We start from the raw sequence: 21284 nt of genomic DNA on the forward strand, positions 1-21284 counted from the left end.
GCTCACGGGGATAATTAACAGTAATGTTTCTCCTTGGGAGGTAATCACGGTGACCCGAAATAAAGTTGAGATATGTGGAGTTGACACCGCCAAACTGCCTGTGCTGACCAATGCAGAGATGCGTGAGTTGTTCACTGACCTGCAAACGAAAAATGAGCGAACAGCAAGAGAAAAATTGGTCAATGGCAATTTAAGGTTGGTATTGAGTGTAATCCAGCGGTTCAACAATCGTGGAGAGTATGTGGACGATCTCTTCCAAGTTGGCTGTATTGGTTTGATGAAAGCCATTGATAACTTTGATTTAAGTCAAAATGTCAAATTCTCGACCTATGCTGTTCCGATGATTATAGGTGAGATACGCCGCTACTTACGAGATAATAACCCGATTCGCGTTTCTCGTTCCTTGAGAGATATTGCTTACAAAGCATTACAAGTTAGAGACAGTCTAACCAATCAAAACTCACGCGAGCCATCTATTTATGAAATCTCTGAAGCTTTGAATGTACCGAAAGAAGACGTTGTGTTCGCGCTTGATGCAATTCAAGATCCCGTTTCCTTGTTTGAGCCGATCTACCATGATGGGGGCGATCCTATTTATGTTATGGATCAAATCAGTGATGAGCGGAATAAGGATATGTCTTGGATCGAAGGTATTGCCTTGCGTGAAGCGATGCATAAGTTAAACGCCAGAGAGAAGATGATCCTTTCCATGCGATTCTTCGAAGGCAAGACACAGATGGAAGTGGCTGATGAGATTGGTATATCTCAAGCACAGGTGTCCCGGTTGGAGAAATCAGCGATTTGTCAAATGCAGAAACATGTAAAATCCTAAAAGCAATTAACAAAGACTGGAACGGCCTTGGTAGACAAGCCGTGAAGGTCTTTTTTCATATTACAGGACATTTTGCCCATAAGACACATATACTAATAAAAAATCAGTACAAATTCTAATGAGATATGTGGTGATAGGCCTCATGAAAATATCTGATTTCCAAACGAAGGACGTAATTAACATTGTCGATGGTAAAAAGCTTGGTCAAATCAGTGATTTGGAGCTTGACCTCCGCCAGGGGCGCATTGAATCCATCGTTGTTCCCAATCAGAGTCGATTTTTTGGACTGTTTGGAACAGGAACCGATGTCATCATTCCTTGGAAGCATATCGTAAAAATTGGTGCTGACGTTGTGCTCGTGAAGCTAGAAGACGTTCGGCCCTATCGTCAAACGGACGACACAGAAGGGGTATATGAGTTTAATCGTCAGTTCCGCAATTGACGGTAGGCACACGGGGTGAGGCTGCTTAGCAAGAACGGCAGCTAACGCAGCCATCGTGTGTCTTTTCATTTTGTGTGCTAAAGTAGAGAGAGATAAGACCGAATGGAGGAGAATGGAATTGGAACCATTTGTCGTTCAGCCCACCTTACAGCCTACTGAGGATCTCCCTGTCCTTTTACCTATAGCCCCTTGGATGTCATCATTTCCAGAGATTACTGCGGGGTTCAGTTCTCGCCTAGGAGGAGTAAGTCAGGCCCCATTTTCAACGTTGAATCTCGGCTTGCATGTGAATGATAATGACCTGGATGTTATACATAATCGTGAACGCGTTGCAGCGGCCTTAGGGCAGTCATTTACGTCATTTACGTATGCAGAGCAGGTACATGGGAAAGACATCGCTATCGTCACACTAGAAGAGCAAGGAATGGGGCGAGAAAGCCGAGCAACCGCCTTACAAGCGAAGGATGGTTTTATAACGAAGGAGAACGGAATTGTGCTTTGTGCGCAATTTGCCGATTGTGTGCCCTTGTATTTCTATGATCCTGTACAACGTGTAGTGGGTCTTGCGCATGCCGGATGGAAAGGGACTGTGTTAAACATTTCCATGGCTACAATATCCTTAATGACACATACTTTTGGTAGTCAACCCTCAGATATTTATGCAGCGATTGGTCCTTCGATTGGCGCCTGCTGTTACGAGGTTGACGCAACAGTTGCAACACGCGTATGGCTTGCTTTTGAAGAAGCACAGATCCCGCAAGAGGAACAAGAAGCTATTATTACTGATAAGGGTAATGGTAAGTATATGTTGAATTTGCAACAATTGAATCGAAATTTGATCGAGCAAGCAGGAATTTTGTCGTCCCATATCGAAGTAACTCAGTTATGTACGAGTTGCCGAACCGATCTTTTCTTTTCTCATCGAAAAGAAGGGGGTTCCACTGGCCGAATGATCGCTTGGATTGGTCTTCGTTAAGTAGAACTGGCAAGGTTGTGCCTGAATTGAGGTGTAGAGATCATGAGCGTTTTGGAACGCAAACTAGAAGTTGAAGCTAGAATTGCAGATGTATGTCGGCAGTCAGGCCGTCAAGAAGATGAAGTTAACATCATTGCAGTAACCAAATATGTCTCTTTAGAAACGACAGAACAAGTGTTGAACACGGGGCTGCTGCATATTGGCGAGAACCGTTGGCAAGATGTGAAGCCGAAGTGGGAAGCCCTTCATGAGCGAGGTACTTGGCATTTTCTAGGTCATCTCCAAACGAATAAGGTGAAAGATGTTATCGGTAAATTTGCCTATATTCATTCCTTGGATCGGATGTCGCTTGCCAAAGAGCTGGACAAGCAAGCTGCTGCATTAGGGATCGAAGTCAATTGTTTCTTGCAAGTAAATATTTCTGGTGAAGCAACGAAGTATGGTGTATCACCCGAAGATTTCTTTCCATTTGCAGAGGAAGTAAGTAAGCTTACGCATATTCGTGTTTGTGGCCTGATGACCATGGCCCCTTATGAGTTAGAAGCTGAAGAAACAAGGCCTGTTTTTCGAGGCTTACGTACGTTAAGGGATCAATTGAATGAACGGCATACTTTCCCCTATGAAGTGACAGAGTTATCGATGGGTATGTCAGGTGACTTTGATGTGGCAGTTGAAGAAGGCGCGACCTGGGTGCGGTTAGGAACAGTGTTGGTCGGCAAAGAGAACTGATTAATGAATCGTTAGGAGGGAACAACGATGGGTGTGTATAACCGATTTATGAATTTTCTGGGACTCCAAGAAGAGGAAGAAATTGTAGAGCGTGAACGGATTGTTGAAGCAACAGAAGAACCTGAAACCAATCCATATGAATTACGTAATAAAAATAAGGCGAATGTCGTTAGTATACATTCACAGAAGAATTCACGCGTTGTCTTGAGTGAACCTCGTACATATGAGGAAACACAGGACATTGCGGACCATCTACGTGCACGTAGAGCCGTTGTCGTTAATTTGCAACGTGTTCGTGGCGATCAAGCCATCCGAATCGTAGATTTCTTGAGTGGTACGGTTTACGCATTGAATGGGTCTATCTCTAAGCTTGGACCGAATATCTTTCTCTGTACACCAGATTCCGTAGATATTCATGGCCACATCTCTGAGATGATGGGCGAGGAATAGACGCATATCCCAAACACATAGACAGAGGTGGAAAACAAGGTGGATACCGTTTACTCTTTATTAAGCGTTTTGACAGAAATTTATTATTTTATGATTATTGGTTATTTGATCTTATCTTGGTTTCCAAACGCACGTGGCAGTTTTGTCGGTGGACTGCTCTCGAAGCTGGTTGAACCGTATTTGAGCCCATTCCGCAAAATCATTCCAAGCATTGGTTTCATTGACCTCTCGCCAATCGTGGCGTTGATTGCATTGAAATTCGTCGTAATGGGTATTTTTGCAGTTCTTGATTTCATCGTGGGGATTTTCTAGTCTTGGCGAAAGATATCTATGGCCATTTTCATCCCGACGAACATCATTTTGTTGATAAGGCCTGGGATTGGGTGGAGCGAGCTGCCGAACAGCATGCCGTGAAGTTAACCGATTTCCTCGATCCCAGACAAGCTTTCATCTTGCATTCACTCGTCAACCGACATCCGGATGTACATTGCCGACTGGATGGCGGCTATGAAGCAGCTGAACGTAGACGAGCTATGATTGCTCCTGACTATCGCAGTTTAGATGGTGAAGACATGGCTATGGCGGTGTTGGCGGTATCCTCAGGTGATGGTAAATTTCTAACTTTAGAACACGGAGATTACATGGGCGCCATTCTTGGACTCGGCATGAAGCGAGACAAGGTTGGCGATATTCATGTTATAGAGGGTGGCTGCCATTGCTTAGTAACCCAAGATGCAGCCGACTATTTGCATTTGAATTTATCACAAGTACATAGAGTGCATGTTCAAACCGAATTGCTCTCTTTAGATAAGTTAGAGCTAGCCCAAGTACAATTAGAGGAGCTGCATCTGTCTGTTGCTTCCATGCGAATGGACGGGATTGTAAGCGATGTATTCCGGCTAAGTCGAGCGAAAGTGCTGGTACCAATCCAAGCAGGGCGTTGCCGCGTGAATTGGAAGCTGGAAGAAGATCCAAGTAAGCCTCTGAAAGAGGGGGATATGATCTCCTTGCAGGGTTTTGGTAGATTTAAAGTGCTTGAAGTGGAAGGCGTATCGAAAAAAGGTCGTATTCGTGTGAAGATAGGCAAGTTTATTTGATCGTGGATAATTTATCCACGAACTTTGCAGGAATTGCTAATTTTCTGTCGAACTGAACTGTATAGACATGGGTGTAGGCTAAGCTTTCAGATAAGCTCAGCTTATACTTACGAAGTCAGTTTTGCTGCGCAAAACGCTAAGGAGGGGCACTGATGCCATTAACACCGCTAGATATACATAATAAGGAGTTTTCACGCTCGTTTCGTGGATATGATGAAGATCAAGTGAATGAATTCCTAGATCAAGTCATCAAGGATTATGAAGCGCTCATTCGTGAAAATAAGGATCTTCAGAATCAGTCAATGGCCTTACAAGAACGTTTGGATCATTTCACACATATTGAAGAATCTCTGAGCAAGACAATTATCGTAGCCCAAGAAGCTGCTGATGAAGTCAGAAGCAATTCGAAGAAAGAAGCTCAGTTAATTCTGAAAGAAGCGGAGAAAAATGCGGATCGGATTATCAATGAATCTTTGACGCGCTCGCGTAAAGTGGCCCTTGAGATTGAAGAACTCAAAAAACAAGCTTCCATTTATCGTACACGCTTCCGGACGTTACTTGAAGCTCAACTTGAATTATTGAACACAGAAGGCTGGCAAAGTATGCAGTTTGAAACTAAGGAAGAGTAACCGATAGGGTATAGGCAGTTCTCATATTGACTATGCTTGCCAGATTGGTTATACTCCATTTAAATGTATCGCAATAAAGCTATGACTGGAACGAGTAGGGCGTTTGAGCAGTGTCAGCGAATTAGGGTTTTGGTGTGAGCCTAATCTCTGCAGCGTACCGAATATCCCCCAGGAGCGTCTCTTGAATGAAGTAGGGAGAAACGGGTCATGCCGTTACACATGATCGAGTGAAGAAGCACTGTTCGACTACCAATGGGTGGTTGTTTCATATTGCTTTTTAACGAGGGTGGTACCGCGAGTTTGAGTTTCTCGTCCCTTTTTGGGGATGAGAGGCTTTTTTTGTTTGGACAGATTGAAGTAGGGATGGAGTGGTTAGGATGGATTATGGCAAAACATTAAATCTATTACAAACAGAGTTTCCGATGAGAGGAAATTTACCGCAAGCGGAACCGAAAATGCAAGAGCATTGGGAATCCGAAGACATTTATGCCAAAGTACAAGAAAGCCGTAAGGGCAGAACGAAGTTCATTTTACATGATGGGCCTCCCTATGCGAATGGAGATATTCATATCGGTCACGCACTTAACAAAGTGCTGAAGGATATTATCGTACGTTTCAAAACATTGCAAGGCTTCGACGCACCGTACGTACCTGGTTGGGATACGCATGGTTTACCGATCGAGCAAGTGATTACGAACAGCGGTAAAGTCGATCGCAAGAAGATGACTGTCCCTGAGTTCCGTGAATATTGCAGGGAGTATGCACTGCAATCGGTTGAGAAGCAGAAGAGTCAATTCCAACGCCTAGGTATTCGCGGAGACTGGAAAAACCCGTATATCACGCTACAACCTGGTTATGAAGCACAACAAATTCGTGTTTTCGGAACGATGGTGCAAAAAGGCTTTGTTTACAAAGGGTTGAAGCCTGTTTACTGGTCCCCGTCCTCTGAGAGCGCATTGGCTGAAGCCGAAATTGAGTACAAAGAGAAAACGTCAACGTCCATCTACGTAGCGTTTCCTGTGAAAGATGGCAAAGGCAAGCTTCCAGCAGATGCAGCTATCGTGATTTGGACAACGACAGCTTGGACATTACCTGCGAACTTGGGGATTTCCTTACATCCTGAATTTGAGTATGCGGTTGTTCAAGCAAATGGGAAGAAGTACGTGCTAGCACAAGGACTTCTTGCAACAGCAGCGAAAGAAATTGGCTGGAGTGAATACGAAGTCTTGTCGACTATCAAAGGCAGTGAGTTGGAGTATGTGACATGCCAACATCCTTTCTACGATCGTGAATCCCTCGTTATGGTTGGCGAGCACGTGACATTAGAAGCGGGTACAGGTTGTGTTCACACGGCCCCAGGACACGGGGAAGATGACTTCGCGATCGGACAACGTTACAACATTGGCGTGTTGTGTCCAGTAGACGATCAAGGTCATTTTACAGCTGAAGCACCTGGCTTTGAAGGGTTGTTTTATGAAAAAGGCGGCAAGCTGATCATTGAGAAGCTGCAAGAGTCAGGTCTCCTGCTGAAAGCGGCTGATATTCAGCATCAATACGCGCACGATTGGCGTACGAAGAAGCCTGTTATTTATCGGGCTACGGAGCAATGGTTCGCATCGATCGATAAGTTCAGAGCTGAAATGCTGGAAGAAATTAAGCAAGTAAAATGGACGCCAGAGTGGGGCGAAGTTCGCTTGCACAACATGATCGCAGATCGTGGAGACTGGTGTATCTCTAGACAGCGGGCATGGGGTGTACCGATTCCGATTTTCTACTGCCGCAGCTGTAACGAGCCGCTTGTCAATGAGCAAACGATCGAGCATGTTGCCCAGTTGTTTGAGCAAGAAGGCTCTCAGGCTTGGTTTACCAAGGAAGAGAAGGAATTGCTTCCACATGGGACTACATGTTCTAAGTGTGGTCACGGCGAGTTCCGTAAAGAAACAGACATCATGGACGTATGGTTTGATTCCGGTTCCAGTCATGTCGCGGTACTTGAGTCCCGCCCAGAGCTTCAATGGCCTGCGGATCTCTATCTTGAAGGTTCTGACCAATATCGTGGCTGGTTCAACTCTTCCCTCATCACTGGTGTGGCTACGAGAGAGAAATCACCGTATAAAGGCATTCTGAGCCATGGATTTACACTAGATGGTGAAGGCCGCAAGATGTCCAAATCCATCGGTAACACGATTGACCCCAATGTGGTTTGCGGTAAGCTAGGCGCGGATATTCTTCGACTTTGGGTATCTTCGGTTGATTATCAATCGGATCACCGGATTTCGGATAATATTTTGAATCAAACGACGGAGGTTTATCGCAAAATCCGTAATACGATGCGCTTCTTACTTGGGAATTTGAGTCAGTTCAATCCCGCTACTGATCGCGTTGCGCTTGCGAGTTTATCCGAGCTTGATCGCTATGCATTGATTCGTTTGAATCGCATGGTCGAGAAGGTTATCAAGGCATACGAAGCGTATGAGTTCCATGTCGTGTACCAAACGATTCACCACTTCTGTGCGGTGGAGATGAGCTCCTTCTATTTGGATATCATCAAAGATCGTCTCTATGCGAACGCAGCCGAAGATCCAGCACGCAAAGCTTCACAAACCGTGCTATACGCAGCATTAACTGCCATTACAAAACTAATCTCACCTATTCTTCCACATACAGCAGATGAGGTTTGGAAGTACATCCCTGGTGTTGAGCTAAGTAGTGTTCAACTTGCGGAGTTGCCAGAAGTAGATGCGAATGTGTATAACGAGGAATTGGAAAATAAATGGAATTCCTTCTTGGAAGTACGTGATGATGTACTTAAAGCGCTAGAAGAAGCGCGTAAAGAGAAAGTCATCGGTAATTCTTTAGGAGCAGCAGTGAATTTGTATCCGAATGAAGCGATGTTTGCTTTGCTAACACAATTTGAGCAATTGGATCAATTGTTCATCGTGTCCGCTGTTAACTTGCACCCAGCAGGCACAGCAGCTCCAGAAGGTGCTCTTCAGTCCAAAGATGTTGCCATTGCTATCGCTGTTGCTGATGGTGAGAAATGTGAACGTTGTTGGATAGTGACGCCAGAGGTTGGGCACAGTAAAGAGCATCCAACACTTTGTGTCAGATGTAATGATGTTGTGACTGCTCATTATCACGAGTAGAGGAACCAAACGAGCTTACGCGAAATGCGAAGCTCGTTTGTCCTGTTTTTAATCAGGGTAGTATCCGTTCCGTTACTCTTCGTCTAAATTAGTAGCTCTGTCGGGTTCAAGAAATGGATCACCTTCATCACTGTGCATATATTCGTTGTAAGCTTTACTTCTTACAATGGTAACATGCTCACCATATAGATCTGTCGCCACAAAGCTTTCGAAAGATTCTACATAGCCAACCAGCTCATCCGACTCGACGTACATGTCGTTGTAGTCTTCCACTTGATTGCTTTCAGCGAAAGCCGGCGTGTTTGAGGTTCCCCAGCTTTCAACGATTTGCCAAGCGTCTTCGCCATCGAATTCCGTTTCGTTGTTCTTTTCGTCGAAGCTTGTACGACCGAATGGTGGGTACAGTATCTGTTCTTCAACAGGCCGACGGAAAGATAGATCTGGATCGGGCACATGTTCGATGCTGTATAATGTAGTAGGGATGGCTTGCAGACGCTCATAGGGAATGGGTTGGTGGCTAAATATACAAATGCCATATTGGCCGCTTTCCATACGTGCTAAAGCTTCATTGACTTGCTGTAAATGCATCTCGGCATGCTCATTAAGAGAAATATCTTTCGCGCGTTCGAATACTTCAGAACCGATATCACCGGGATGATTATCATACATGGATAGTTCGCCTATAGAATCTGAGAAAGAATTAGCGAGTCCGAATTGATCATTACTTGCAAAATGCTTTTCAAGTGCAACCTTTTCCTCCAATAGTTGTACATATAATGTGTTTAATTGCTCTTCGGTTAAATGGCTCATAGGTCATATAGCTCCCTTCTAACAGCTCATTCATACCGTTTAGGATGCCGATAGACCGCTTTTTTTAGTGAGGTAATTCCTTGAAAATAAGGAATGGACAAGCTTTTCACCCTGTAGGAGGTACAATTAGATGAAATATTTAAAATATTACTTGTACGCGCTTCTCGCATTTATTCTTGATCAAGTTACGAAATGGATTATTGTTAAAAAGGTTCCACTCGGCGAAGAACGCCCCGTCATTGGAGATTTTTTCATGATAACATCCCATCGTAATCGTGGTGCGGCCTTCGGCATTTTGCAAGACCAGCGCTGGTTCTTTATTAGTATTACGATTGTCGTTCTTTGCGGGATTATTTGGTACATGCAGCGGACAATTCGTGAAGACAAAGTGCTGCTACCATTCGCATTATGTTTGCTTCTAGGAGGAGCTTTTGGTAATTTCGTGGATCGTGCTTTATTCGGAGAAGTTGTTGATTTCTTTCAATTTACATTTGATTTCAACTTCTTCGGTAAAGAAGTCGACTATATCTTCCCGATTTTTAATGTAGCGGATTCCTGTATCGTTGTAGGGGTTATCCTCATCTTTATTGAGTCGCTGCTGGCATCACGAAAAGAGAAAAAAGGAGCAACACATGAACACAAACCAGACCTCACCTGAGACCGTGTCGCAAGACGCGATTGAATGGACAGTGGAAACTCAATTTGGCGGCGAACGGATCGATAAATTTATTACAGAGGCGTTGGAAGAAGATATTTCAAGAACGCTTGTCCAACAATGGGTGAAAGACGGTCACGTGAAGGTAAACGGGAAAGTCGTGAAGCCGAATTATAAATTATCGGTGCAAGATGTGATAGCTCTACTCATTCCTGAGCCCCAAGGAGTTGAACTGGCTGCAGAGGATATCCCGCTGAACGTCGTTTACGAGGATAGTGATGTCATTGTGATAAACAAGCAGCGAGGTCTCGTCGTTCATCCAGCGCCTGGTCATTATTCGGGCACATTGGTGAATGCATTAATGTATCACTGCAAAGATTTATCAGGGATTAATGGCGAACTGCGGCCAGGTATCGTGCATCGCATTGATAAAGATACGTCAGGTCTCATTATGTCAGCAAAAAATGATAAAGCTCACGCAAGTCTTGCTGAGCAATTAAAGGCCCATACCGTAAACCGTAAGTATATTGCTTTAGTACACGGCTATATTCAACATGATCAAGGAACGATTGATGCACCTATTGGTCGTGATTCTCATGATCGTAAGATGTACACCGTTACGGACAAAAACAGTAAGACCGCGGTAACGCATTTCGTCGTTATCGAACGGTTTGGCGACTTTACATTAGTTGAGTTAAAGCTAGAAACAGGCCGCACACATCAGATTCGTGTGCACATGAAGTTCATCGGGCATCCGCTGGTTGGAGATCCAATGTATGGTAAAAGTAAAGGCATGCTCATGGATGGCCAGGCATTACATGCCGCAATTCTAGGGTTTAAGCATCCGAGAACGGGTGAATGGATGCAGTTTGAGGCGCCAATTCCACCTGATATGGAAAATCTAATACAAACGATACGGACAACATAGTTCTTGTTCATGGAGGGGAGAGCTACTTATGTTGGAGCATTTGGTAAACCCGCAAGTTAAAGATATTCAAATTTCTGGTATTCGCAAAATTTCCAATCTGGTCAGCACGATTCCTGGTGCATTGACGTTAACGATTGGTCAGCCTGACTTCCCGACGCCGCGGCATATTATTGAAGCGGGTCAAAGGGCTTTGGATCAGAACAAAACCGTCTACACGCAAAACCCTGGGTTAATTGAGCTTAGAGAAGCTGTCTCCAATTTCGTCAAGGTCAAATATGGCCAAGATTATCGTGCAGCAGATGAGATTATCGTGACGGCCGGTGCTAGTCAAGCTGTGGATATTACGCTGCGAACGATCCTAACGCCAGGTGCTGAGGTCATCATTCCAGCTCCAATCTATCCTGGTTATGAGCCGTTAATTCAGCTAGCAGGTGGAGTACCTGTGTATGTGGATACACGTGAGAATGGCTTGAAACTAACAGCGGACCTGTTGAAGCCTTATCTTACAGAGAAGACACGTTGTGTCATTCTATGTTATCCATCGAATCCGACAGGTCAAGTACTTACGGAACAGGAAATCGCTGATTTGGCTGCCTTATTGGCCGATCGAGAGCTCTTTATTTTATCTGATGAAATCTATAGTGAGTTGGTTTATGGTGTTCGTCACCACTCTATTGCTACAGTTGGCAATTTGCGTGAGAAGACAATTGTGATTAACGGCTTGTCCAAATCACATGCCATGACAGGCTGGCGTATCGGTTTTACCATGGCTCCTGCGTACCTCACTGCGCACATGGTGAAGGTTCACCAGTACAATGTCACCTGTGCGAGTTCTGTGAGCCAATATGCGGCATTGGAAGCATTGACAGTAGGCATTGATGACGCGCTTCCGATGCGTGAAGCTTATGCAGCACGTAGGGATTATGTCTACGATCGCTTGATTGCAATGGGATTCGAGCTGGAAAAGCCGGATGGCGCCTTCTATTTGTTCCCTTCCATCACGAAGTTCGGTTTATCCTCACAAGAGTTCGCGATGCGACTATTGCAGGAGGAACATGTCGCCGTCGTGCCGGGGGATGCCTTCACTTCCTATGGCGAAGGGTATATTCGTATTTCATACGCTTATGCACAGGAAGTGCTGGAGCAATCGTTGGATCGGTTGCAGCGGTTCGTGAGCAAGCTTTAATAAATAAAAAACGCACCTAATCGGGGATCGATAGGTGCGTTTTTTATTTATTTTACAACCAGCTTGAAAAAGGAAGGTAAAGAGTTCGATCATGTCGAAAAGTGTATGCGAAGCTCGAATAATGTCGATTAATAGTGGGATCTTCTAAGAAGAGGGAAGGGGAGATATAAACATGAAAATTCGCATAAAGCTATTTTTATCTTTTACGGTTATCGTGATCTTGTTAATTGCGCTATCTCTGTTCACGACAAACTACTTGACTAGAACATCATCTTCTTACGAGGAAATGTTGCAGGACGGTGATTTTCATTACGATTTACGAACGATACAGTTTAGTCTTACAGGCAGGTCTAATGATGAGCGTGCTTATTTGTTGAATAAGGACGAACAATTTCCAATAGCAATGGCAGATAAAGATAAGCAGATAAGGGAGCTATTTACTAAAATAAAATCATATCCGACACTTGACTCTGATGATATCGACCAAGTAAATTCGATTATTAAGCTCTATGAAGATTACTTTGGCTTAAGCCAGCAAGTCCTTACAGCTGTAAAGTCAGGGAAAGCAGATAGTGCTATGAAGCTTCATTTCAATGAAGAAAGAGGCGTCCGTAATCAGCTTGATACGCTAACGATAGAGGTCCTTCAGAAGTTGGAAAATGAAATACATAGTGACAAGGTTGACCGCAAAGCTGAAGCTGAGCGTCAAAATACGCTTATGCTTATGATCGTCATAGCTGCGGTCATTATTGCAGTGGTGATTGGGCTGGTGCTCATTCGTTCCATTACTCGTCCACTTCGTGCTATTCATCAACAGATGCAGGAGATTGCCAAAGGTGACGGTGATTTGAGCCGCGAAATTGTTATTACTTCTCGAGATGAAATAGCTGAGGTAGCCACTTCGTTTAACCAAATGGTAAGCAAGCTGCGCCAGATTCTTTCACAGTCGATGGATACGGCGGTTCAAGTGGCTGCATCTTCGGAACAGCTCAGCGCAAGCAGCGAACAAACGACGAAGGCGACAGAGCAAATTGTTGAGGCCACATTAGTTATTTCGGCAAGCGCAGAAAAAGAACAACAGCATATGGAAGAAGCGATTGAGGCTATCCAGCAGATGACGGCTGGCATCGAGCAAGTAACAGTAGGCAATGTGGAAGTGTCTAGACTCACGCAATCGGCTGCTGATGCATCAAAACAAGGTGCTATCGCGGTAAGTTCCGTTCTGAGTGAGATGAAGGAAATCAACGAAACGGTACAGCACGCGTCTGCGAACATTCAATCGCTTGGTGAACAGTCCCAGCAAATCAGCGGGATTATTAATATGATCAAAGATTTGGCGAGTCGCACGAACATGCTTGCGCTTAACGCTTCCATTGAAGCAGCGCGGGCAGGTGAACATGGCAGAGGATTCGCTGTCGTTGCGCAGGAAGTACGTAAACTTGCGGAACAATCGGGGCAATCTGCGCTTCAAATTGCTGAATTAATTGAAGAGATTGTATTAAGAACGAACAATGCTGTAGTTTCAATGGATACAGTATCCAATAAAGTGAGTACAGGTCTGGTGAAAACAACACAGGTGGACGAAGTCTTCCACACGATCGAAGCTACGGTTTCTGCTGTCTTCTCCCAAGTGAAGCAAACGACAATTACCACCGAGGAGCTTGCTGCTTCCAGTAAACAAGTGGTTGCACTAGCAGAAACGGTATCCGTTGCTAGTGATCAAGTTGTGGCATTCTGTCAGAACAATGCAGCTTCGACTGAAGAGCAACTGGCGACAATGGAAGAGATAACTTCATCTTCCGTTGCATTGTCTAGATTAGCTGATGATCTGCATGGCGTGTTGAGTCGCTTTAAATTGAATTAGATGTTTTGCGTAAGAGCTAGAACCCCGCAGCGCGTTGCTGCGGGGTTCTTCTGTATCTGACATGAAAAAAACCTCATCTCCAGCTACAAATAAGTAGTGGATAAGAGGTTCTTTTCATTAATTGGATTTATATCGCAGATAAGCCGTGATCGTATCAATGGCTACATCAATGGCACGCTCATCTGGATCAAGTTTGGCATTATGCAAGCCATGAGGTGTATCTACCCCTAACCAGAACATGAAGCCAGGTATTTTCTCTAAAAAGTATCCAAAGTCTTCGCCAGTCATGGCTTCTGTACATTCGAACAACGTAATGTTATCACGTCCACGAAGCCATTCCATGAATTCTACGGTCAAAGCAGGATCGTTATACACTTGGCGATAATTCGAGCCCCAGTCAATGGTGACTTGGCATTCGAAGGAAGCTTCGATGCCCGCGGCGACCGCTTCAATACGACCTTTGATCTTGTTCATAGATGCAGCAGATAAAGTGCGAATCGTACCCTCTAAGCGAGCCTTCTCCGCGATAATATTCTGCTTCGTTCCAGCTTCCATTTTGCCAATTGTAATCACGGCGGAATCCAATGGATTCACGTTACGAGATACGATGGTTTGAAGCTGCCCAACCATCTGCGTTGCCGCGATGATCATATCATTGGCTTGATGTGGGTAGGCCGCATGGCCACCTTTACCAAGCAGATCAATGAACAACTCTGACGTGTTGGCGAACAAGATTTCAGGTCTGACCGCGATCGTACCGACAGGATACTCAGGCGCAATATGGAGCGCGACCATTTGGTCAGGCATCCAATCTTGCAACTCCTCTGCAGCCAACATCGGTAACGCGCCGCCAGGACCTTCTTCCGCCGGTTGGAAAAGCACGACAAGATCATCCTGCATCGGATTTTCTGTGAAATGCGTGACAACCCCTATGCCAATGGACATGTGAAAATCATGCCCGCATGCGTGCATATAGCCCGGATGCTGAGAAGGGAAGGGGAGAGTAGTCTCCTCCGTAATCGGAAGTCCATCCATATCTGCGCGATAACCAAATCGTTTAGATGGATTTAAGCCTTTGATATAGACCAGAATACCTGTACGCCATATGCGGATCGTGAGACGATCTTGCGGCAGCTTGGCCAATTGCTCGAGCAAGAGTTGTTGCGTTTTGAATTCTTGGAATCCCGGCTCCGGGATTTGATGAAGCTGACGTCGCAGCTCTACGAAAGGGCTAAGCATAAGGATTCCTCCAGATGGGATCTAGATTACCTTATAGGGTACGTAGGTCTGCTAGAATTTCGGTTTTGGATTTCGTTTTGTCGTCTACTTTTTTGATAACACGAGCAGGTGCACCAGCAACAACTGTGTACTCTTCAACATCTTGCGTTACGATAGCTCCCGCTGCAACAACAGAACCTTTACCGATGCGTACGCCTTCTAGGATAACCGCGTTAGCGCCTACGAGAACGTCATCTTCGATCACACATGGTTGTGCAGAAGGTGGCTCGATAACGCCAGCTACAACGGCACCAGCACCGATGTGACACATTTTACCTACTTGAGCACGACCGCCTAGTACTGCGTTCATGTCGATCATTGTGCCATCACCTACGGAAGCGCCAATGTTGATTAGTGCACCCATCATGATAATCGCGTTATCGCCGATATGTACTTTATCGCGAATAACTGCGCCTGGCTCGATACGAGCATTGATGTGTTTCAAATCTAGCATTGGAATAGCAGAGTTACGACGGTCGTTTTCAACAACGAAGTCAACAACTTTATCTTTATTCGCTTCTAGAATCGGTTGAAGAACACTCCACTCTCCGAAAACGACGCCGCTACCACCAGTAATGAAAGATTGGCTGCCTTCTCCGAACTCAAGGCCTTCAAGATTTCCTTTTACATATACTTTCACCGGAGTTTTCTTTTTGCTTTCTTTAATAAACTGGATAATTTCTAGGGTATTCATTTCTGACATGGTGACATCTCCTTCAAATTTATGATTGACTCTCCTATATTAGCAGAAAGAAGGCGATTGAGCCAATCTGTTTTAGACAGCTTTTTGTGCAAATTGACTCTGATAGAGATCCGCATAGAAGCCTTGCAGTTCAAGCAACTCGCTATGTGTACCTTGTTCAATGACACGACCTTGATTCATAACAAGAATTAAATCAGCTTCTCGGATCGTGGATAACCGATGAGCAATGACGAAACTTGTACGATTCGCCATCAAATTATTCATTGCACGTTGGATAGAGACTTCTGTCCGCGTATCCACGCTGCTCGTCGCTTCGTCCAGAATCAAGATAGCTGGGTCTGCTAGAATCGCACGCGCAATAGTAAGCAATTGTTTTTGACCATGGGACAGATTGGAGGCTTCTTCATTCAAAATCGTATCATACCCATCCGGGAGTGTTCGTATGAAATGATCTGCGTATGCCGCACGCGCTGCCTCAACAATTTCATCTTCCGTGACACCATGGCGTCCGTAGGCAATATTGTCGCGAATCGTACCATTAAAGAGCCAAGTATCCTGCAGCACCATACCGAATAATCCACGAAGATGACTTCGCGACATCTCACGTGAATCCACGCCATCAATCGAGATTCGGCCGTTTTTTAATTCGTAAAAGCGCATGAGCAAGTTGACGATGGTTGTTTTGCCTGCACCCGTTGGCCCTACGATAGCTACGGTCTGTCCTGGCTTTACATCGATATTCATATGCTCAATAAGAGTAGTATCTGATTTGTAAGCGAAAGAGACATCTTCAAATTGAACGTGCCCATGCACCTTTGGTACGAATTGTGACTCTTTTTTCTCCAAAACTTCTTCTGTTTCATCCAATAATTCGAAAATACGCTCAGCCGCTGCGATTGTAGATTGAATGACATTCGCGATATTTGCCACTTGTGTAATCGGCATGCCGAATTGTCCAGAGTATTGAATAAACGCGAGGATATCCCCAATTTTAATAGCGTTATGTGTAACCATGATGCCACCGATGACACTAACGAGAACATAACCAATATTCCCGATAAAAGACATCAGAGGAAAGATAAGCCCCGAGATAAACTGTGCTTTCCAACCCGAATGATACAAACGATCATTAATCTCATTGAACTTCTCGACTGAATGTCGTTCCCGGCCAAAAGCTTTCACGATCGCATGACCTGTATACATTTCTTCAACGTGTCCATTGAGCTCGCCTAATGTGCGTTGCTGCCCTTTGAAATATTTTTGGGAGCGGGAAGCGATCATTTTCGTTCCCCAAATACTGAGCGGCAGCGTGATAATGGTAGCGAGCGTCAACAAAGGTGAGATCGTCAGCATCATAATAATGATACCGAGTAATGTAACAACGGAAGTAATGAGCTGTGTTAAGCTTTGCTGCATTGTGGAACTAATCGTATCCACATCATTCGTTGCTCGGCTCATCGTGTCGCCATGGCTTCTTGCATCAAAGAAGGAGAGCGGAACACGCGTGAGTTTCTCACTGATATCTCTTCGTAAGTTGAAGACGATACGTTGCGTTACGCCAACCATGATCTTTTGCTGAATATACAAAAGAACGGAACTGAAGATGTAGAGTAAAGCTAATGTAAGTACAATTTTTAAAATAGCATCAAAATCAATGGCGGCACCTGCGACGCCTTTTAGCTTAGCCATAGAGCCTTCGAAGAGAATCGTTGTCGCATTTCCCATCAGTTTGGGACTAACAATACTAAACACTGTGCTTAATATAGAAGCTAGCAGTACGCCAAAGATTCGAACACGAAATGGCTGCATATACGCAAGTAGTCGCTTTAATGTGCCTTTAAAATCCTTGGCTTTCTGAACAGGCATTCCCATGCCAGCCATACCGCCACGGCCAAAATGTCCTGGATTAATACCAGCTGCGGGACGCTGTGGTTCTTTGGGTTTCTCACTCATGCACTTTCCTCCTCTGATAGCTGAGAAGCAACAATTTCTTGATAGACTTCGCACGTTCTCATAAGTTCAGTATGCGTACCGATTCCAGCGATTCTGCCTTCGTCCAAAACGATAATTTGGTTCGCGTCCATAATTGTGCTCACACGCTGTGCGACGATGATCATGGTTGCTCGTGCGGTTTCTGATTGGAGAGCGGCGCGAAGCTTGGCATCTGTTTTGAAATCAAGTGCGGAGAAACTGTCATCGAACACATAAATACTTGGCTTACGTGCGAGTGCCCGCCCAATGGCAAGCCGTTGCTTCTGACCACCGGATAGGTTGGTGCCGCCTTGTGCAAGTGAGGCTTGGAAGTTATCTTTCATGCCGCTGATAAAGTCAGTAGCTTGGGCTGTAGAAGCAGCTGAGTTCAGTTCCTCATCGGTTGCCTGATCGTTGCCGAATCGCAGGTTATCTGCAACTGTACCCGAGAAGAGGACAGCTTTCTGTGGAACATAGCCGATGCGATTCCGCACGCTTTCCAATGAAAGAGAAGGTAACGCCAGACCATTCAACGTAATCGAACCGGAATCCACATCATAGAAACGCAGTAACAAGTTGATGAGTGTCGTTTTGCCTGAACCAGTGCCTCCAATAATCGCAGTAACTTCGCCAGGTTTAGCACGGAAGGAGATATCTTGAATGGCAGGCTGTTCGGCCCCTGGATAACTGAAAGTCACCTGATTAAAGGCAACAATAGTTTGATCATCTTGATAAGTTTGGGCGTTAGCTGCGTTATGAATGTTGGACTGAATGTGAAATACTTCATTAATACGCACGGCAGAAGCGGATGCACGAGGAATCATCATAAAGATCATGGTCATCATGAACATGCTGAACATAATTTGCATCGCATATTGTATGAAAGCCATCAAATCACCAATTTGCATTTGGTTGCTGTCAATCCGAATCCCGCCATACCAAAGGATGACGACGATCCCCAGATTGAAGACGAGCATCATGATGGGCATCATTGTCGCCATAATCGTATTGACTTTGATCGCAGTTTGCGTAAAATCACTGTTTGCACTCTCGAATTTCAGTTTCTCATGGTTCGAGCGGTTAAAAGCACGGATTACGCGAATCCCCGTCAAATTCTCACGCAAAACAAGATTAATACCATCGATTTTCAATTGTAAGGTTTTAAAGAGAGGGAGACTTTTGCGCATAATTACGGCAATGACAAGTACGAGGATAGGAATGACGGCATATAACACAGTTGCGAGATGAGTATCCTTGTAAGAGGCCATAATGACGCCGCCAACGAGCATCGTTGGAACCCCGATGAACATGCGCATCATGACAATTAATTGTTGAACTTGTGCAATATCATTCGTCGTTCTAGTAATGAGGGAAGAAGTTCCGAGTTTATCAAATTCATGCAACGAAAAGCTTTCAACATGCGTAAAGAGGTTGCGCCGTAAATCGCGCCCGAAGCCAGTAGCTGTCTTAGCGAGCAAATAACTCGCTACCATGACACAAGCCATCGCTCCCATGGCTACGATAAGCATATAAGCGCCGTATCGGATAATGTAACCAACGTCCCCCTTCACAACGCCGACATCCACAATGTCGGAGAGAAGAGTTGGCAAATACAGTTGAGCTAGTGATTGCAGAAGCATCAACGTAATGATGACAACCACTGATGCTCGGTAGGGTTTCAAAAACCTAAACAATTTGAACATAGTTTCCTCCTTAACCTTTTGGCGACAACGATACTAAATAGTTGGAAATAAAGATAGTTTTATATGTAAATTATAACACATGGTCCGAATCTTGCCCAAAGAATGATGTAGGTGATCTGCCAAAAAAACATTGACATATCATGTCGAAAGTGGCATAATTCTTTTAATTACATATGTGCCTTTAAAAACAGTCCAGAGAGGCTGGCAAGGTAAAACGATAAGAAAAGTCGGGATATACTGAATCGAGTATTCAGTAAGCTTACGGATGTGCGCATCCAACAGCCCCGCTCTATCTCTTTATGCACTCGTAAACTCCTTGCCAAGAATTGGGCAAGGAGTTTTTTGGTTTTACCGCCAGAAAACGTATGTGAATGCTGACGAAGATAGTTTTGCCAGGAGGCGAAATCGATGAATGAGACCACCGAACACACCATTATTGATGAAATGGGAATTCGCAGAGCACTTACGCGGATTGCACACGAGATACTGGAAAAGAATAAAGGTGTAGAGAATTGTACCTTGATTGGTATTCGGACCCGAGGCATTTACTTAGCGAAGCGAGTAGCAGAACGGATTTTAGAAATTGAAGGCGTACCGATTCCAGTAGGAGAGATTGACATCACGTCGTATCGCGATGATCGCGTGAAAGTCAGGTCGGTGGAGAATGTGCAAGAAGGCGGCAAAATGCAAATCCAAGATCGCAAAATCATCCTTTTCGATGATGTGCTCTATACCGGAAGAACGGTAAGGGCAGCGATGGATGCGCTCATTGATTTAGGCAGGCCGCAAATGATTCAACTGGCTGTACTTGTGGATAGAGGGCATCGAGAGCTTCCGATTCGGCCTGATTATGTAGGAAAGAATGTACCGACGTCCAAAAGTGAGAGCATTGAAGTGATGTTAACGGAAATTGATGATAAGGATGAAGTTATTATCCAAAGGGGGAAACAGGAGTGAGTAGCGTGAGTACATATACAACTAGACATTTCTTGGGACTGAAAGGCGTAAGTGCAGAGGAGATCACAAGCATTCTTGATCGTGCAGCCTATTGGGAACAAAGCCCTAACAAAGTAAATAACCAATTCAATGGGAAATTCGTGTCCAACTTATTTTTTGAAAATAGTACAAGAACCCGGTTCTCCTTCGAGCTAGCGCAAAAACGTTTAGGTGCAGATGTGCTGAACTTCTCGTCAGCTGAATCCAGTGTGCAAAAAGGTGAGTCCATCTACGATACCGTCCGCACGCTTGAATCCATGGGGATTGACGCAGGTGTGATTCGACTAAAGCCGAATGGCGTGCTGCAAGAGCTCGCTGAGAAAATCAAAATCCCGCTCATCAACGCAGGGGATGGCAACAACGAGCATCCAACGCAAGCGCTGCTTGATTTCTATACAATGCGCAAGCAGTTCGGCGCGATCAAAGGTTTGACCGTCTCCATCATCGGAGACATCCTGCACAGCCGCGTAGCACGCTCAAACCTCTGGGGCTTGATCGCCTTAGGGGCCAAAGTACAGTTCTGTGCTCCTGCTAGTATGCAGGCTCCCGAGCTGGCAGAGTTCGCGCCATATGTCAGCTTTGAAGAAGCTTTGAAAGCAGACGTCGTTATGATGCTTCGTGTGCAGTTAGAACGCCATGACACAGGATTGTTGAACTCAGCCGAAGAATATCGCGCACAATATGGGTTAACTGTAGAACGTGCCAGCCGTATGGCGCCACATGCAATTATCATGCATCCTGCACCTGTTAATCGCAATGTTGAATTGGATGACGAGCTTGTTGAACATGAGAAGTCTAAAATCTTCACCCAAATTGCTCACGGCGTGCCGATTCGCATGGCCGTTATCGAACGAGCATTATCATAAAACCTGAGGAGGATTTTCACAAC

Annotated in this window: 20 protein-coding genes and 1 other annotated feature; of the genes, 15 read left to right on the forward strand and 5 right to left on the reverse strand. The window is 44.9% G+C overall.

Features of this window, described 5'->3' with window-relative positions; translation table 11 throughout:
• Window positions 1-49 precede the first annotated feature (49 nt).
• From sigG to ileS, 9 genes are all read left to right on the forward strand, one after another.
• Window positions 50-832 carry an RNA polymerase sporulation sigma factor SigG gene (gene sigG, locus AC58QT_RS01755; RefSeq protein WP_310227037.1) on the forward strand — a complete coding sequence of 261 codons (783 nt, stop codon included), beginning with the start codon at window positions 50-52 and terminating at the stop codon, window positions 830-832.
• Window positions 833-974: 142 nt separating this feature from the next.
• Window positions 975-1274 carry a YlmC/YmxH family sporulation protein gene (locus AC58QT_RS01760; RefSeq protein ID WP_310227040.1) on the forward strand — a complete coding sequence of 100 codons (300 nt, stop codon included), beginning with the start codon at window positions 975-977 and terminating at the stop codon, window positions 1272-1274.
• A 118-nt stretch (window positions 1275-1392) separates the two neighbouring features.
• The gene (pgeF, locus tag AC58QT_RS01765) at window positions 1393-2250 is read left to right on the forward strand and encodes a peptidoglycan editing factor PgeF (protein ID WP_497407456.1); all 858 of its coding nucleotides are present in this window, start codon (window positions 1393-1395) and stop codon (window positions 2248-2250) included.
• Between the two features lie 42 nt (window positions 2251-2292).
• A complete protein-coding gene (locus AC58QT_RS01770; RefSeq protein ID WP_497407457.1) occupies window positions 2293-2979 on the forward strand; it encodes a YggS family pyridoxal phosphate-dependent enzyme in 687 nt (228 codons plus the stop codon).
• Between the two features lie 27 nt (window positions 2980-3006).
• Window positions 3007-3429 (forward strand): cell division protein SepF, encoded by a 423-nt coding sequence (locus AC58QT_RS01775; protein ID WP_056612633.1) that lies wholly within the window; start codon window positions 3007-3009, stop codon window positions 3427-3429.
• 39 nt (window positions 3430-3468) lie between these two features.
• Window positions 3469-3741, forward strand: a complete 273-nt coding sequence (locus AC58QT_RS01780) for a YggT family protein (RefSeq protein ID WP_310227047.1) — start codon at window positions 3469-3471, stop codon at window positions 3739-3741.
• A gap of 2 nt (window positions 3742-3743) precedes the next feature.
• Window positions 3744-4526, forward strand: a complete 783-nt coding sequence (locus AC58QT_RS01785; protein ID WP_497407458.1) for a YlmH family RNA-binding protein — start codon at window positions 3744-3746, stop codon at window positions 4524-4526.
• A 152-nt stretch (window positions 4527-4678) separates the two neighbouring features.
• Window positions 4679-5155, forward strand: a complete 477-nt coding sequence (locus AC58QT_RS01790; RefSeq protein ID WP_497286587.1) for a DivIVA domain-containing protein — start codon at window positions 4679-4681, stop codon at window positions 5153-5155.
• Window positions 5156-5227: 72 nt separating this feature from the next.
• Window positions 5228-5475: a binding site (T-box leader), on the forward strand.
• 57 nt (window positions 5476-5532) lie between these two features.
• A complete protein-coding gene (ileS, locus tag AC58QT_RS01795; protein WP_497407459.1) occupies window positions 5533-8301 on the forward strand; it encodes an isoleucine--tRNA ligase in 2769 nt (922 codons plus the stop codon).
• Window positions 8302-8373: 72 nt separating this feature from the next.
• On the opposite strand, the gene AC58QT_RS01800 is transcribed toward ileS, so the two are convergent.
• Window positions 8374-9111: a TraR/DksA C4-type zinc finger protein gene (locus tag AC58QT_RS01800; RefSeq protein WP_497407460.1), complete on the reverse strand. Its 738-nt coding sequence runs from the start codon at window positions 9109-9111 to the stop codon at window positions 8374-8376.
• A gap of 130 nt (window positions 9112-9241) precedes the next feature.
• Here AC58QT_RS01800 and lspA point away from each other — a divergent pair, with 130 nt between their 5' ends.
• The 4 genes from lspA (at window position 9242) to AC58QT_RS01820 (ending at window position 13744) form a co-directional block, all read left to right on the forward strand.
• Window positions 9242-9769: a signal peptidase II gene (lspA, locus tag AC58QT_RS01805; protein ID WP_497407461.1), complete on the forward strand. Its 528-nt coding sequence runs from the start codon at window positions 9242-9244 to the stop codon at window positions 9767-9769.
• Entirely contained in the window at window positions 9744-10694 is a 951-nt protein-coding gene (locus tag AC58QT_RS01810) for an RluA family pseudouridine synthase (RefSeq protein WP_497407462.1), read from the forward strand. Before lspA ends, AC58QT_RS01810 begins: the two co-directional genes overlap by 26 nt.
• Window positions 10695-10725: 31 nt before the next feature.
• Complete coding sequence (locus AC58QT_RS01815; RefSeq protein ID WP_497408075.1) at window positions 10726-11880, forward strand: aminotransferase A; 1155 nt, start codon at window positions 10726-10728, stop codon at window positions 11878-11880.
• 172 nt (window positions 11881-12052) lie between these two features.
• Window positions 12053-13744: a methyl-accepting chemotaxis protein gene (locus tag AC58QT_RS01820; RefSeq protein ID WP_497407463.1), complete on the forward strand. Its 1692-nt coding sequence runs from the start codon at window positions 12053-12055 to the stop codon at window positions 13742-13744.
• Between the two features lie 117 nt (window positions 13745-13861).
• Here the strand turns inward: AC58QT_RS01820 and AC58QT_RS01825 are convergent, their stop codons facing one another.
• The 4 genes from AC58QT_RS01825 to AC58QT_RS01840 all read right to left on the reverse strand — a co-directional run bounded on the left by AC58QT_RS01825 (window position 13862) and on the right by AC58QT_RS01840 (window position 19399).
• Complete coding sequence (locus tag AC58QT_RS01825; protein ID WP_497407464.1) at window positions 13862-14983, reverse strand: N-acetyldiaminopimelate deacetylase; 1122 nt, start codon at window positions 14981-14983, stop codon at window positions 13862-13864.
• A 31-nt stretch (window positions 14984-15014) separates the two neighbouring features.
• Entirely contained in the window at window positions 15015-15725 is a 711-nt protein-coding gene (gene dapD / locus AC58QT_RS01830) for a 2,3,4,5-tetrahydropyridine-2,6-dicarboxylate N-acetyltransferase (protein ID WP_310227073.1), read from the reverse strand.
• A gap of 72 nt (window positions 15726-15797) precedes the next feature.
• Window positions 15798-17678: an ABC transporter ATP-binding protein gene (locus tag AC58QT_RS01835; protein WP_497407465.1), complete on the reverse strand. Its 1881-nt coding sequence runs from the start codon at window positions 17676-17678 to the stop codon at window positions 15798-15800.
• Window positions 17675-19399, reverse strand: coding sequence for an ABC transporter ATP-binding protein (locus AC58QT_RS01840; protein WP_497407466.1), 1725 nt, complete (start codon window positions 19397-19399; stop codon window positions 17675-17677). The genes AC58QT_RS01835 and AC58QT_RS01840 overlap by 4 nt, the downstream gene beginning before the upstream one ends.
• Window positions 19400-19807: 408 nt before the next feature.
• Between AC58QT_RS01840 and pyrR the strand changes: the two genes are divergently transcribed.
• Together pyrR and AC58QT_RS01850 are read left to right on the forward strand one after the other, a co-directional pair.
• Window positions 19808-20356: a bifunctional pyr operon transcriptional regulator/uracil phosphoribosyltransferase PyrR gene (gene pyrR / locus AC58QT_RS01845; protein WP_056612614.1), complete on the forward strand. Its 549-nt coding sequence runs from the start codon at window positions 19808-19810 to the stop codon at window positions 20354-20356.
• Window positions 20353-21261 (forward strand): aspartate carbamoyltransferase catalytic subunit, encoded by a 909-nt coding sequence (locus tag AC58QT_RS01850; protein ID WP_310227082.1) that lies wholly within the window; start codon window positions 20353-20355, stop codon window positions 21259-21261. Before pyrR ends, AC58QT_RS01850 begins: the two co-directional genes overlap by 4 nt.
• The last annotated feature ends 23 nt before the right edge of the window (window positions 21262-21284 follow it).

It is taken from the genome of Paenibacillus sp. J31R109 (assembly GCF_059692055.1).

What these genes read in the sequence shown, in the direction of transcription:
- AC58QT_RS01800 (WP_497407460.1), bottom strand. Translation starts at nt 9,111, where the DNA reads ATGAGCCATTTAACCGAAGAGCAATTAAACACATTATATGTACAACTA.
- AC58QT_RS01810 (WP_497407462.1), top strand. Translation starts at nt 9,744, where the DNA reads ATGAACACAAACCAGACCTCACCTGAGACCGTGTCGCAAGACGCGATT.
- pyrR (WP_056612614.1), top strand. Translation starts at nt 19,808, where the DNA reads ATGAATGAGACCACCGAACACACCATTATTGATGAAATGGGAATTCGC.
- AC58QT_RS01770 (WP_497407457.1), top strand. Translation starts at nt 2,293, where the DNA reads ATGAGCGTTTTGGAACGCAAACTAGAAGTTGAAGCTAGAATTGCAGAT.
- AC58QT_RS01775 (WP_056612633.1), top strand. Translation starts at nt 3,007, where the DNA reads ATGGGTGTGTATAACCGATTTATGAATTTTCTGGGACTCCAAGAAGAG.
- AC58QT_RS01835 (WP_497407465.1), bottom strand. Translation starts at nt 17,678, where the DNA reads ATGAGTGAGAAACCCAAAGAACCACAGCGTCCCGCAGCTGGTATTAAT.
- lspA (WP_497407461.1), top strand. Translation starts at nt 9,242, where the DNA reads ATGAAATATTTAAAATATTACTTGTACGCGCTTCTCGCATTTATTCTT.
- AC58QT_RS01820 (WP_497407463.1), top strand. Translation starts at nt 12,053, where the DNA reads ATGAAAATTCGCATAAAGCTATTTTTATCTTTTACGGTTATCGTGATC.
- ileS (WP_497407459.1), top strand. Translation starts at nt 5,533, where the DNA reads ATGGATTATGGCAAAACATTAAATCTATTACAAACAGAGTTTCCGATG.
- AC58QT_RS01825 (WP_497407464.1), bottom strand. Translation starts at nt 14,983, where the DNA reads ATGCTTAGCCCTTTCGTAGAGCTGCGACGTCAGCTTCATCAAATCCCG.
- AC58QT_RS01760 (WP_310227040.1), top strand. Translation starts at nt 975, where the DNA reads ATGAAAATATCTGATTTCCAAACGAAGGACGTAATTAACATTGTCGAT.
- AC58QT_RS01790 (WP_497286587.1), top strand. Translation starts at nt 4,679, where the DNA reads ATGCCATTAACACCGCTAGATATACATAATAAGGAGTTTTCACGCTCG.
- AC58QT_RS01840 (WP_497407466.1), bottom strand. Translation starts at nt 19,399, where the DNA reads ATGTTCAAATTGTTTAGGTTTTTGAAACCCTACCGAGCATCAGTGGTT.
- dapD (WP_310227073.1), bottom strand. Translation starts at nt 15,725, where the DNA reads ATGTCAGAAATGAATACCCTAGAAATTATCCAGTTTATTAAAGAAAGC.